Source organism: Streptomyces sp. CB01201 (assembly GCF_002803085.1).
Taxonomy (GTDB): Bacteria; Actinomycetota; Actinomycetes; order Streptomycetales; family Streptomycetaceae; genus Streptomyces; species Streptomyces hundungensis.
In genome coordinates, this window is sequence record NZ_NNBJ01000001.1 from 148,577 (window position 1) to 161,479 (window position 12,903).

The following is a 12,903-nucleotide window of genomic DNA, read 5'->3' on the forward strand; positions in this document are numbered from 1 at the left end:
CCCGCACGGACAGCCAGCTACCTCATGCCCAACTATCAGTCATCGAGTATCGAAGCCGCTCGCAAGCGCGTAGCGGGGATGTTGGCGGAAGTCCGCCGAGATGCAGGGCTGTTCGGGCATGAGGTGGCCGCGCGATGCGGTTGGAACAAGTCCAAGGTCTCGCGGATCGAGAACGCGCTGACCTCCCCGTCCGATGCCGACATCCGCGCGTGGTGCGAGGCGTGCGGGGCGTTGGGCCAGGCGGCTGACATCGTGGCCGCATCGCGTAACGCCGATTCCATGTACTCGGAATGGAAGCGACTACAGCGCACGGGTCTGCGGCAACTGCAAGAATCCCGCGTCCCGCTGTACGAGCGCACCAGGCTGCTCCGGAGCTATGCCTCGCACGTGGTGCCCGGACTCTTCCAGACGCCCGCCTACGCCTACGCACTGCTGTCAGCCATCGGCCGGTTTCACGGTGCCCCCGACGATACGGCTGAAGCCGTAGCGGCTCGAATGGCGCGGGCTCACGTACTACACGACGCGGCGCACCGGTTCACACTCCTGGTGGAGGAGTCGGTGTTGCGATACCAAATCGGCGACGCCGCGACGACGGCGGGACAGTTGGGGCACCTGTTGTCCGCCATGTCCCTTCCTGCTGTGTCGCTGGGGATCATCCCGTTCGCGGCGAGCAAGCGCGGCATGTGGACGCTTGAGGCGTTCAATATTTTCGACGACCAGCGAGTGCATGTGGAACTTCTGACGGCTCAGGTGACGCTGACAGCGCCGGGGGAAGTGGGCATGTACGTCAAGGCGTGGGCGGAACTGCGGGAACTGGCGGTCTACGGGGCAGAAGCTCGCGCACTGGTCTCGGCAGCGATTGACGCCGTGCACTGAAACTTGCGTGCAACTGCCTGCAACTAGTTAGGCATTAGGGATTTTCAGTTCCTAGCGTGGTTGTCATCGGACCACGTGAGGGGACGGCGAGATGACGGCGAGTGAGACTCAGACGGTCGAGGGTGCGTGGGAGTACGTCACGTACGCTCCCGCCGGTTCGAGATGCTGCGCATGCATGCAGCCCATCCGAGCACTTGAACCGGTTCGCCGGGGTTCGATCGGGCGGGCATTGGAGCCGTCCGTAGTTGTCTACCGGCACGCCGACAAGTGCCCGGCGACACAGCGGTGAAGCCATTGGCCGAGCGGCCCCTGATGGTGATGCGCGTATCGAGGGACGGGGGACGAACGTACGGCCCTGCTCGGGTTGTGAACGCTTCCCAGAACCTTGCTCCGTTGCTCACGTCTGAGTGGCCCCTGTGTCGGTGCAAGCTGTGCGGCGGCAGCCGCTGACACATTGCGGCTGCCCTACTGGCGTCCCGGGTAGCTGCTGTGGCTAGTCGTCGCCTTGGCGCTCGTTGGACTCGCGCACGAAGGAGCCCATGCCGGGAGTGGTGACGATCAATCCCTCTTCGCGCAGCGCGGCAGTCGCCTTGCGCACGGTCGTCCGGGTGACACCAAATTCGCCCTCTAGCTGCACCTCGGAAACCAGATGGTGAGGCGGATATGCGCCGGTGGCAATACGGTGCCGCACGACGTCTGCGATCTGCTGCCACTTCGGGCGGGTGGGGTCGAACTCCATCACGGGCAGACCGTACCGATCAGCCCACATCGACACATAGAGATACCTGTATACCCCTGTACGTGGACAGGTATGGTTAGGCTCGCTACCGTCGGAAGCGAAAACGCCCCGACAGACCGCTTAGGACCGGTCCGCCGGGGCTCCGCCGAGACAGCTTTCGAGGAGCTGACCGACTCATGCGCGATCGTATCGCCCGTGCCCTTTGCTGGGCCCTCGCCTTACTATCACCCCGGACACGCCGGCCCGGACGCCACACCGCTGCGTTCCTCGCCGAACAAGCCGCCCCGCAGTACGAGCCCGAGCCCGTTTCCCCTTGGTCCTGCCCGTGGCAGGGACCGAGCGCCGCAACCGTTCGCGAGATCTTCCACGACGGCTACGGCATGCCCCCTCTACAGCGAGAGCGCTGGTGGGCTACGGCGTTCGCAGAGATCGGCATCGACTACGACCACCCCACCGCCAACATCACGCCCGTTCGCGGAACTGGGATAGCCGCATGACGACCGCCGAGGAACTGTTCCCGCTCATCCTGCCGGGCCGTGTAGCGCTGTGCATCGAGTGCAAGACGCTCACGCGGGCCCCGATCGCTGTCCGCTGGATACAGAGCACCAGCGGCCCCGGAACAACGCTGTACGCCTGTCCTGACCACGCCGCAGAACTGGTCCACGGTCCGCAGTGGGACGAGCTGCCCGTGATGCGCCGCTCAACAGGCAACTAGCAAGCACCTACATGTCCCGCCCGGCGTCAGGTCGTGCGGGACAGAACCCCTACTTACGAGCATCGGGGCTTCCCGAAACCCTCCGGGGGCGCGGAAAACGGCAGAGGGGCCTTCGGCTGCGCGCCCGCCGGCGAGGAGATGCCCTTGAGGGGCGCGGGGAACTGCGCGACCGGCCCCGCACGGTCCGCGGAAAGGGAGTGAAGCGGGGCTTCGGTTGTGCGCCCGTCGGCGGGGAGGTGCCCTTGAGGGGCGCGGGGAACTGCGCGATCAGCCCCGCACGGTCCGCGGAAAGAGAGTGAAGCGGGCCTTCGGCTGCGCGCCCGCCGGCGAGGAGATGCCCTTGAGGGGCGCGGGGAACTGCGCGACCGGCCCCGCACGGTCCGCAGGGAGCAGCAAACAAGTCCGCCGGGGACAGCGAACAAGTCCGCAGGGAACTCAGAACCAGGGGGCCGGGGCCCAGCCCCGGTGGGCCAGGGCCGGGCAGGGGTCAGGCACCGGATGCACAGCCCCGCCGCGCGCCGCAGGCTAGCCGTGCCAGGAGCGCCAGAGCGCCGCATACGCGCCATCCGCCGCCACCAGTTCCTCATGGCTCCCCAGCTCCGCGATCCGCCCCCGCTCCACCACCGCGATGACATCCGCGTCATGCGCCGTGTGCAGCCGGTGCGCGATCGCCACCACCGTGCGCCCGTCCAGGACGCGGGCCAGCGAGCGTTCCAGATGGCGGGCCGCGCGCGGGTCCAGGAGCGAGGTCGCCTCGTCCAGGACCAGCGTGTGCGGGTCCGCCAGGACCAGGCGGGCCAGCGCGATCTGCTGGGCCTGGGCCGGGGTGAGGGACAGGCCGCCCGAACCCACCTCCGTGGCGAGGCCGTCATCGAGGGCCCGCGCCCAGCCGTTCGCGTCGACCGCGCCGAGCGCCGCCCACAGCTCGGCGTCCTCCGCGCCCGTGCGGGCGAGCAGCAGGTTGTCCCGCAGCGAACCCACGAACACGTGGTGCTCCTGGTTGACGAGGGCGACGTGCTCGCGCACCCGCTCCGCCGGCATCCGTGACAGCTCCGCCTCGCCCAGCGTGACCCGCCCCGCGCGCGGCGAGTAGATCCCGGCAAGGAGGCGGCCCAAGGTCGACTTGCCCGCGCCCGACGGGCCGACCAGGGCGACCCGGGTGCCCGGCGCCACCGAGAGCGAGACCTCGTGCAGCACGTCCACGCCCGCGCGGTAGCCGAAGCGGACCTCGTCCGCCTCGACGTGCCGCCCCTCGGGACGTACCCCCGGGTCACCCGCGTCCGGCTCGATGTCCCGGACGCCGACCAGGCGCCCGATCGACACCTGGGCCACCTGGAGCTCGTCGTACCAGCGCAGGATGAGCCCGACCGGCTCCACCAGCATCTGGGCGAGCAGCGCGCCCGTGGTGAGCTGGCCGACCGTGATCCAGTCCTTGAGGACGAAGACCCCGCCGATCGTCAGCACCGACACCATGATCGTCATGTGGGTGATGCTGACCACCGGGAACAGCACCGACCGCAGCCACAACGTGTACCGCTCCCACGCCGTCCATTCGGCCACCCGTTGGTCGGAGAGCGCGATGCGGCGCGCGCCCAGGCGGTGTGCCTCGACCGTGCGGCCCGCGTCGACCGTCTCGGTCAGCGCGGAGGCGACCGCCGCGTACCCGGCGGCCTCCGAGCGGTAGGCCGCCGGAGCCCGCCGGAAGTACCAGCGGCACCCCACCACGAGCACCGGCAGCGCGATCAGCACCGCGAGCGCGAGAGGCGGAGCCGTGACGCCGAGCGCGCCGAGCAGCAGCGCCGCCCACACCACGCCGATGGCGAGCTGCGGCACGGCCTCGCGCATCGCGTTGGCCAGGCGGTCGATGTCCGTGGTGATCCGGGACAGCAGATCGCCCGTACCGGCGCGTTCGAGAACGCTCGGGGGCAGTCCCACCGAGCGCACCAGGAAGTCCTCGCGCAGATCGGCCAGCATCTCCTCGCCGAGCATCCCGCCGCGCAGCCGCACCATCCGGACGAACACCGTCTGGATGATCAGTGCCGCAGCGAACAGGGCTGCCACGCGGCCGAGTTGAAGGTCCCGGGACCCGCTCGACAGGTCTTCCACGACGCCGCCGAGAAGGTAGGGCCCGACCATCGACGCGATCACCGCGATGGCGTTGACGCCGACCAGGACCGTGAACGCCCCGCGGTGGCGCCGCATGAGTTCGCGCACGTACGCACGGACCGTGGCCGGGGTGCCCACCGGCAGGGTGGTGGCCGACTGCGGGGCCGCCGGGTCGTACTCCGGTGCTGCCACGCCGATCATGCCGACTCCTCCACTTTCTCCATGGCCTGGGCGGTCTTCCGCACCATCGCCTTCGACTCCTCCTCGTCCGTCTCACGGGTGACCACCGCGCGATAGCGGGCGTCGGTGCGCACCAGCTCGCGGTGCACGCCCACCGACGCGACCTCGCCCTCGTGCACGAACACGATCCGCTCGGCCAGGTCGAGCAGCAGCGGTGACGACGTGAACACGACCGTCGTGCGTCCGGCGCGCAGCCGCTTGATGCCGTCCGCGACGCGCGCCTCGGTGTGCGAGTCGACCGCCGAGGTCGGCTCGTCCAGCACGAGGACCTCCGGGTCGGTCACCAACGACCGTGCCAGCGCGAGGCGTTGGCGCTGGCCGCCCGAGAGCGAGCGGCCGCGCTCGGTGATCCGGGTGGCCATCGGATCCTGCCCCGGGTCCACCGAGGCCTGCGCGAGCGCCTCCAGTACGTCACCGCACTGCGCCGCCGCCAGCGCGTCCGCCGCCTCGACCTGCCCGGACGACGGCACGTCGAGCAGCTCCCGCAGGGTGCCCGAGAGCAGCACCGGATCCTTGTCCTGTACGAGGACGGCGGTGCGGGCGCTCTCCAGCGCCAACCCGTCCAGGGCGACCCCGCCGAGCAGCACCGAGGACTCCCCGGCCGATTCGGCGGGGTGTCCGCCGAGCCGGTCCGCGAGCCGTCCGGCCGCGTCCGGATCGCCGCACACCACGGCCGTGAACCGGCCCTCGGGTGCCAGCAGCCCGGTCGCCGGGTCGTACAGATCACCCGACGGCACAGCCGCCGACGGCCCGGACGACACCCCCGTGTCCGTCCCGGCCGGGTCGGTGACCCGCTGGAGCGCGAGCACCCGCGCGGCCCGCTTCGCGGAGGGCCGCGAGAACGAGTACGCCATCGCGATCTCCTCGAAGTGCTGCAACGGGAACATCATCAGTGTCACCGCGCTGTAGACGGTGACCAGTTCGCCCACCGAGATCCGCCCCGCGAGTGCCAGGTGCGCGCCGTACAGGACGACCGTGATGAGCAGGAGCCCGGGCAGCAGGACCTGGACCGCCGAGATCAGCGACCACATGCGGGCGCTGCGCACGGCGGCCCTGCGGACCTCCTGCGAGGCATCGCGGTAGCGGCCGAGGAACAGCTCCTCGCCGCCGATGCCGCGAAGCACCCGCAGACCGGCGACCGTGTCGGACGCCAACTCCGTTGCCCGGCCCGCCTTTTCGCGCTGGATGTCCGCGCGCTTGGTGGCGCGCGGCAGCAACGGCAGGACGGCCAGGGCGAGCACGGGCGCGCCGATCGCGACGACGACGCCGAGCACGGGCGCGTAGATCAGCAGCCCCACACAGATGATCACCAGGGCGGCGGCGGCCGCGGCGAACCGCGAGAGCGCCTCCACGAACCATCCGATCTTCTCGACGTCACCGGTGGAGACGGCCACCACTTCGCCCGCCGCCACCCGGCGCGTGAGCACCGAGCCCAGCTCGGCCGTCTTGCGCGCGAGCAGCTGCTGCACCCGGGCGGCCGCGGTGATCCAGTTGGTGACCGCGGTGCGGTGCAGCATCATCTCGCCGAGTGCGATGGCCACACCGAGCAGCACGTTCAGACCCGCGGCCAGCGCGAGCCGGCTGCCCGAGCGGTCGACGGCCGCCTGCACGGCGAAGCCGACGGTCAGCGGCAGTCCGGCGATGCCGCACTGCTGGAGCAGCCCCCAGCCGAGGGCCTTGAGCTGGCCGCCGAGCTGATTGCGGCCGAGCCAGTAGAGGAAGCGGGGACCCGAGCGGACATCCGGTTCGCCTGGATCCGTGTAGGGAAGATCGCGAATCTGCATGGCGTCCCGGGATTCCTTGCATCGAGTGAGGGGCGCGTCACGGGGTGGCGCGTCGAGTGGTGGAAGCCGTGCAAGGTTCGCCCTTTCCGGTTGCTGATTTCAATCGATTTTTCCGCGTTGGGGCCCAGAACCCGCCACGGTCCGGGCCCCGGGTCTGGCGCGCCGGCCGCGCCCGCGCTTCACTCCTGACCCATGAGACGACGAAGGATCATGTCCCTGCTCGGCGGCCTCACCCTGGCCGCCGGACTGCTGCTCGGCGCGGGCCCGGCCCACGCGGCCGGGACCCCGCCCGCCGAGTTCGGCACCGACTGGCACGACCCGCTGACCGCGGCTCCGCCGGTGCCGAAGCCGCATACCAGGTCCTGCCAAGTCACCCTGGCCGAGGCGCAGTTCCGCGACTTCACGCCGTACAGGGGGAGTTACACACCGCCCAAGGGCTGCGGCGACCGCTGGAGCAAGGTGGTGCTCCGCCTCGACGGCACCGTCAAGGGCCGTCAGTACGACCGGCTCGGCTACCTCCACGTGGGCGGCACCGAGGTGCTGCGCACCTCCACACCGGAGCCCTCGGTGGACGGCATCGCCTGGAACGTCGAGAAGGACGTCACCCGCTACAGCCCCGTCTTCCGCTCCGCACAGCCCGTCGAGATGCTCATCGGCAACACCGTCGACGATACCTACACCGGCGTCATCGGCGTCAGGGTGACCCTCACCTTCTACGCCGGGGACCGGCGCACTCCGCCCGCCGCGACCCCCGACACGGTGCTGCCACTGGACACCGCGCAGGTCACCACGCCGCGCAACAGCGAACGCGTCGTGGCCGAGGTGTACGCGACCGGCTCGGGCGGCGGCTGCGAGGAGTTCTGGTACCTCGCCGTGCCCGAACCCGCCCCGTACTCCTGCAAGGCCCCGGCCGGCCCCAACCGCGAGGTGCAGATCAAGGTGGACGGCCAACTCGCCGGCCTAGCGGCGCCGTTCCCCACGGTCTGGACGGGCGGCTGGTCCAACCCCTTCCTCTGGTACGTCCTGCCCGCGCCCCGCGCCTTCGACGTCAAGCCCGTGGAGTACGACCTGACGCCGTACGCCGCGCTGCTCGACGACGGGCGCCCGCACCGGGTCGAGGTGTCCGTGGCCGGGGTGCCCGCCGGCCAGGCCGGCTGGTCCACGCCCACCAATCTCCTCATCTGGCAGGACCACGGGAGCAAGGTGGTCACCGGCGCACTGATCCGGCACGAGGAGTCGACGCCGGTCAACTCGACGACGTACAAGCCCGGTTCACCCGAACTGCGGCTCGACGCCGCGAGCGACCACCGCCTCACCACGGCCGGATATCTCGACACCTCGCACGGCCGCGTCACCACGACCGTGGCCCGTTCGGTGTCGGCCGACTCGGTGCACCGCTGGACCGAGGGCGAGAACACCGATGCGCTGAAGGGGAGTTGGCGCGACGACCAGAGCGTGACGACGTCCGGGCGCGGGCCCTCGGTGACGGCACGCGACAACCGGACGTACACGATGGACGGCACCACGACCATCGGCGCGGACAGCCGGCTGCGCACCGCCATCACGCTCGGCGACCGCGCGGACTCGATCACCCTGCGCGGCGCGCGGCCCACCGCGTTCTCGCACCTGGACGACGGCTACACGGGCGACGCGTCCTGGACGATGGACGTGCCGCGCGAGCAGCGCCACGCGACCGGCACCTCCGCCGAGCGCTACCGCCTGTACGGCTCGGACGGCTGCTACGACCGCAGTCTGAAGACCGCCCAGGGCACCCTGACCGAAGACGTCCGGCGCTGCTGAACTCCCCGGTGCTCCCGGCCCGCACGCGACCGGGAGCACCGGGCCCTCACGCCTCGGCGGGCTTCTCGGAGTCCATGCCGGGACGCGACCTGCGCCACTCGCCCCGGGTGAAGTCCGGGATCTGCTGCGGCAGTCCGCGCTGCTTGATCGACAGATGGCTCAGCGGGACCGGTGAGGTCCAGGTCGCCGCGTCGTACACGTCGAAGTCCGGCACGAGACCCAGGCGCATGCACTGCATCAGGCGGAACACCAGCATGTAGTCCATGCCGCCGTGCGCGCCGGGCGGGTTGGCGTGCTCCTTCCACAGCCAGTGGTCCCATTCGGCGTACTTCGAGAAGTCGCCCCACTCGTCGTTCTTGTGGTCCGGCTCGATGTAGATCCGCTCCGGATAGTCCTCGAACAGGCCCTTGGTGCCGCCGAGGCTGTTGATCCGGCTGTAGGGGTGCGGCGTCGACACATCGTGCTCCAGGCGGATCACCCGGCCCCTGGCGGTCTGCACCAGGCTGATGGTGCGGTCGCTCCCGATGTACGACTCCTTCCAACTCGGGTCACCCGCGGGCATGTTGGCGGCACGGTACTGGGAGAGGCCGAGCGAGGGGGAGCCGACGCTGACGATGCTCACCGCGCGGTCGCCCCGGTTGAGGTCCATGTAGTTGGCGACCGGGCCGAAGCCGTGGTTGGGGTACAGGTCGCCGCGCAGCCGGGTGTGCCAGAGCCTGCGCCAGGGGCCCTCGTAGTAGGCGGGGTCGAACATCAGCGAGCGCAGGTCGTGGTTGTAGGCGCCCGCGCCGTGCAGCAGATCCCCGAACTTGCCCGCGTGCGCCATCCGCAGCACCCGCATCTCGTTGCGTCCGTAGCAGCAGTTCTCCAGCTGCATGCAGTGTCTGCGGGTGCGCTCGGAGAGGTCCACCAGGTCCCACAGCTGGTCCAGCTGGAGCGCGATCGGACATTCCACGCCGACATGGACCCCGTTCAGGAGCGCCGACCTGGCGATCTCGAAGTGCGAGTCCCAGGGGGTCGCGACATGCGCGAAGTCGATGTCGCCGCGCCGCAGGAGCTGCTCGTAGTCGTGGTCGCCGTGGACGTAGACGGCCGGCGCGGGCTGCCCGGCGGCGGTCACCTTCGCGGCCACCCGCTCGGCCTTCGCCTTCACGGGGTCGCACAGCGCCACCACCCGCACGCCCGGCACGGCCAGATACAGCTCGGCCATCGCGGCGCCGCGGTTGCCGAGGCCGATCATCGCGACCCGCACGGTCGAGCGCCGCTGGAACGGCACCCCGATCATGGTCCTGCCCTGACGCGCAGGCTCCTTGGCGGCGGCCCCTTCCGTCGCGTTCCCCGCTGCCTGTCCGCCCCGCTGTTCCGCCGCCTCGGCCGTGCCGCCGAACGCCCCGAGCCCGAGCCCGGCGCCGGCCGCCCCCGCGGTCCACAGAACGGAGCGCCGGCTGACGTCCTGGTGCTCCGGTACTGCGTCGTTCATCGAGCCTCCTGGTGATCGACAGGAATTCCATGGGCTGAGATTTGCGCGACCTTTGCCGAACCTAGGTAGCGACCTTGAAGGAAGGTTCGGCTTGCGCGCAAGAGCCCCGCCGGTCTCTTGATACCGGCCCAGGAAGGCTTGGTGACGTTTCATCAGGGAACGGGGCCGTACGTGTCGCCGTCGCGGCCCGTCCCCGCAAGTCCGCCGATCAGCTCCGGCGGAGGTACTCCGGCCCGGGGCGCGTGGCCCGCTCCAGCTCCAGGAGCACGGAGTAGTAGCGGCGCCCCGTACCGCGTTCGAGGCCGATCTCGCACATCCGGTTCGCCGACAGATGTGCCTCGTACGGCCGCTCCCGCACCTCGGCGGCCTCCCGGGCGGTGGCCGACGCCGTCAGCTCCGGATGCAGCATCCCGCGGTCGCCCGCGAAGGCGCAGCATCCCGCGTCGTCCGGTACGACGACCTCGTCGGCGCAGGCCGCCGCGACGCTGCGCAACTGCGCCTCGTCCCCCAAGTGCCGCATGGAGCAGGTGGGATGGAGGACGGCGGAGCGCGCGGTGCGCAGGATCGTGAGCCGCGGGAGGAGTTGCTCGGCGGCCCAGACGACCGAGTCGACGACCGTCAGCTCGCGGTGCAGCTCCCGGTTGTCGTCGCTGAGGTGGGGCACCACCTCGTGCGCGATGCCGAGTGTGCACGACGAGGCGTCGACCACCAGCGGGAGCCGCCCGCCGGCGGTCCAGCCCCAGGCGGCCTCGACGATGCGGTTGGCCATCACCGCATTCCCCTCGGCGTACCCCTTGGAGTGCCAGATCGTGGCGCAGCAGGTGCCCGCCACATCGTCCGGAATCCACACCGGCCGCCCGGCCCGTTCGGAGACCGCGACCACGGCCTCCGGCAGCGAGGGCCCGCGGAAGCCGTCGGGCTCGCCGAAGATGCGGTTGACGCAGGCCGGGTAGTAGACCGCCGCGGCCCCGACACGCTCGGTGCGCGGGAGCCGGGCGCTCGCGGCCCCGGGAATCTGCGGCAGCCACTCCGGTACGAGGTCGGGGCGCACGGCCTTGCGGGCCAGGCCGGTGACGCGCTCCAGGAGTCGGTCACCGATCCTGTCGGCCGCCGCGACCGCGAGCCGAGCGGACGCTTCGACGGCCTTGAAGTTCCGCGCGGCGAGCGCGGCGACGTGCTCCTCGCGCGCGCTGTGCCGCTGATGCCGGAACCCCTTCATCAGGGCGCCGGTGTCGATGCCGACCGGGCAGTCGAGGGCGCACGTGGAGTCCCCGGCGCAGGTGTCGACCGCGTCGTATCCGTAGGAGTCGAGCAGCGCGGACTCGACGGGGGAGCCGTCCGGCTGGCGCATCATCTCCCGCCGCAGCACGATCCGTTGGCGCGGTGTGGTGGTCAGGTCCTTGCTCGGGCACGTCGGCTCGCAGAAGCCGCACTCGATGCACGGGTCGGCGACCGGCTCCACCTTCGGGATGGTCTTGAGGCCCCGCAGATGCGCACGGGGGTCGCGGTCGAGCACGATGCGCGGCGCGAGCACCCCGTCCGGGTCGATGACCTGCTTGGTGCGCCACATCAGCTCGGTCGCCTTCGGCCCCCACTCCAGTTCGAGGAAGGGCGCGATGTTGCGGCCCGTGGCGTGCTCGGCCTTGAGCGATCCGTCGAAGCGCTCCACGGTGAGGCGGCAGAACTCGTCCATGAACGCGGCGTAGCGGTCCACGTCGGACTGCTCGGAGGCGTCGAAGGCCAGCAGGAAGTGCAGGTTGCCGTGCGCGGCGTGACCGGCGACGGCGGCGTCGAAGCCGTGCCGCGCCTGGAGTTCGAGCAGGGCCGCACACGCCTCGGAAAGGCTCGACGGCGGCACCGCGAAGTCCTCGGTGATCAGCGTCGTCCCCGAGGGACGCGTCCCGCCGACCGCCGTCACGAACGCCTTGCGGGCCTTCCAGTACCCGGCGATCGTCCCCGGGTCACGGGTGAACGCATTGGTCGCCGAGGCGACGGGCGCGATCAGTTCGAGCCCCGCGAGCACCTGGTCCGCGGCCCGCTCATAGGCCTCCTGGGCCGTGGCCGACGGCGCCCGGAACTCCACCAGGAGCGCCGTGGTGTCCTTGGGCAGGCCGGCCCAGTCGGCGGGCACCCCCTTGACGCTGACGGAGGCCCGCAGCGTATTGCCGTCCATCAGTTCCACGGCGATCGCGCCCGCCTCGTTGAACAGCGGCACGGCCGCCGCCGCGGCGGGCAGCGAGGGGAAGAAGAGCAGGGCGGTGGAGACCAGCCGGTCCAGCGGCAGGGTGTCGAAGACGACTTCCGAGATGAACCCGAAGGTGCCTTCGGAGCCGACCATCAGGCCGCGCAGGATCTCGACCGGTGTCGACCCGTCGAGGAAGGCGTCCAGCCGGTAGCCGTTGGTGTTCTTGATCGTGTACTTGGCGCGGATCCGGGCGGCGAGCTCCGCGTCCGCCTCGATCTCCTGCTTGAGCTCCAACAGGCCCGCGCAGAGCCGGGGTTCGGCATGCGCGAGGTCGTCGTCGGCCCTCGGGTCCCCGGTGTCGACGACCGTGCCGCTCGGCAGGACGAAGGTGAGCGAGGAGACCGTGCGGTAGGAGTTGCGGGTGGTGCCGGCCGTCATGCCCGAGGCGTTGTTGGCGACGACCCCGCCGACCGTGCAGGCGATGGCACTGGCCGGGTCGGGCCCGAGCACGCGGCCGTGCCGGGCGAGCGCGGCGTTGGCGCGGACGACGGTGGTCCCCGGGAGGATCCGGGCCCGCAGCCCGTCGTCGAGCACGTCGATCCCCGCCCAGTGCCGGCGCACATCGACCAGGATGTCCTCGCCCTGGGCCTGTCCGTTCAGGCTGGTGCCCGCCGCCCGGAAGACCACCTCGCGGCCCTTGCCGTGGGCGTACGACAGGATCGCCGAGATGTCGTCGATGTCCTCGGCGACGACGACGGCCCGCGGTACGAAGCGGTACGGGCTGGCGTCCGAGGCGTAGCGCACCAGGTCGGAGACCTTCCAGTACACCTTGTCCGCGCCGAGCAGTGCGATCAGCTCCGAGCGCAGCGGCTCCGTGGTGCCGGCCGCGAGGCGGTCGGGGACCAGGTCGGGGGAGGGCTCGCGCCGGCCGGCGGGGCGCAGGCTTCGCGGATCGGGCTCCAGCAGCGGCATGACCAC

Annotated in this window: 8 protein-coding genes; 3 read left to right on the plus strand and 5 right to left on the minus strand. The window is 70.9% G+C overall.

What is annotated here, in order from left to right; translation table 11 throughout:
- Positions 1-24 precede the first annotated feature (24 nt).
- Positions 25-876 (plus strand): helix-turn-helix domain-containing protein, encoded by an 852-nt coding sequence (locus CG740_RS00720; RefSeq protein ID WP_100572887.1) that lies wholly within the window; start codon positions 25-27, stop codon positions 874-876.
- Positions 877-1,369: 493 nt separating this feature from the next.
- Here the strand turns inward: CG740_RS00720 and CG740_RS00735 are convergent, their stop codons facing one another.
- Positions 1,370-1,615: a GntR family transcriptional regulator gene (locus CG740_RS00735; protein WP_442802799.1), complete on the minus strand. Its 246-nt coding sequence runs from the start codon at positions 1,613-1,615 to the stop codon at positions 1,370-1,372.
- A gap of 493 nt (positions 1,616-2,108) precedes the next feature.
- Here CG740_RS00735 and CG740_RS00745 point away from each other — a divergent pair, with 493 nt between their 5' ends.
- Complete coding sequence (locus tag CG740_RS00745) at positions 2,109-2,330, plus strand: hypothetical protein (protein WP_100572891.1); 222 nt, start codon at positions 2,109-2,111, stop codon at positions 2,328-2,330.
- Between the two features lie 525 nt (positions 2,331-2,855).
- On the opposite strand, the gene CG740_RS00750 is transcribed toward CG740_RS00745, so the two are convergent.
- Both CG740_RS00750 and CG740_RS00755 read right to left on the minus strand, forming a co-directional pair.
- Positions 2,856-4,637: an ABC transporter ATP-binding protein gene (locus CG740_RS00750; RefSeq protein ID WP_100572892.1), complete on the minus strand. Its 1,782-nt coding sequence runs from the start codon at positions 4,635-4,637 to the stop codon at positions 2,856-2,858.
- Positions 4,634-6,460 (minus strand): ABC transporter transmembrane domain-containing protein, encoded by a 1,827-nt coding sequence (locus CG740_RS00755; RefSeq protein WP_100572893.1) that lies wholly within the window; start codon positions 6,458-6,460, stop codon positions 4,634-4,636. Before CG740_RS00755 ends, CG740_RS00750 begins: the two co-directional genes overlap by 4 nt.
- Positions 6,461-6,652: 192 nt before the next feature.
- Between CG740_RS00755 and CG740_RS00760 the strand changes: the two genes are divergently transcribed.
- Positions 6,653-8,260 carry a peptide-N4-asparagine amidase gene (locus CG740_RS00760; RefSeq protein ID WP_234375973.1) on the plus strand — a complete coding sequence of 536 codons (1,608 nt, stop codon included), beginning with the start codon at positions 6,653-6,655 and terminating at the stop codon, positions 8,258-8,260.
- A 46-nt stretch (positions 8,261-8,306) separates the two neighbouring features.
- Here CG740_RS00760 and CG740_RS00765 read toward each other — a convergent pair whose 3' ends face one another.
- Entirely contained in the window at positions 8,307-9,740 is a 1,434-nt protein-coding gene (locus CG740_RS00765; protein ID WP_100572895.1) for a Gfo/Idh/MocA family protein, read from the minus strand.
- 208 nt (positions 9,741-9,948) lie between these two features.
- Positions 9,949-12,897 carry an FAD-binding and (Fe-S)-binding domain-containing protein gene (locus CG740_RS00770; protein WP_100572896.1) on the minus strand — a complete coding sequence of 983 codons (2,949 nt, stop codon included), beginning with the start codon at positions 12,895-12,897 and terminating at the stop codon, positions 9,949-9,951.
- Positions 12,898-12,903: the final 6 nt, after the last annotated feature.

Bases quoted from the DNA above. Each gene is read 5' to 3' on its own strand.
- CG740_RS00720 (WP_100572887.1), top strand. From the start codon at position 25: ATGCCCAACTATCAGTCATCGAGTATCGAAGCCGCTCGCAAGCGCGTA.
- CG740_RS00735 (WP_442802799.1), bottom strand. From the start codon at position 1,615: ATGGAGTTCGACCCCACCCGCCCGAAGTGGCAGCAGATCGCAGACGTC.
- CG740_RS00745 (WP_100572891.1), top strand. From the start codon at position 2,109: ATGACGACCGCCGAGGAACTGTTCCCGCTCATCCTGCCGGGCCGTGTA.
- CG740_RS00750 (WP_100572892.1), bottom strand. From the start codon at position 4,637: ATGATCGGCGTGGCAGCACCGGAGTACGACCCGGCGGCCCCGCAGTCG.
- CG740_RS00755 (WP_100572893.1), bottom strand. From the start codon at position 6,460: ATGCAGATTCGCGATCTTCCCTACACGGATCCAGGCGAACCGGATGTC.
- CG740_RS00760 (WP_234375973.1), top strand. From the start codon at position 6,653: ATGAGACGACGAAGGATCATGTCCCTGCTCGGCGGCCTCACCCTGGCC.
- CG740_RS00765 (WP_100572895.1), bottom strand. From the start codon at position 9,740: ATGAACGACGCAGTACCGGAGCACCAGGACGTCAGCCGGCGCTCCGTT.
- CG740_RS00770 (WP_100572896.1), bottom strand. From the start codon at position 12,897: ATGCCGCTGCTGGAGCCCGATCCGCGAAGCCTGCGCCCCGCCGGCCGG.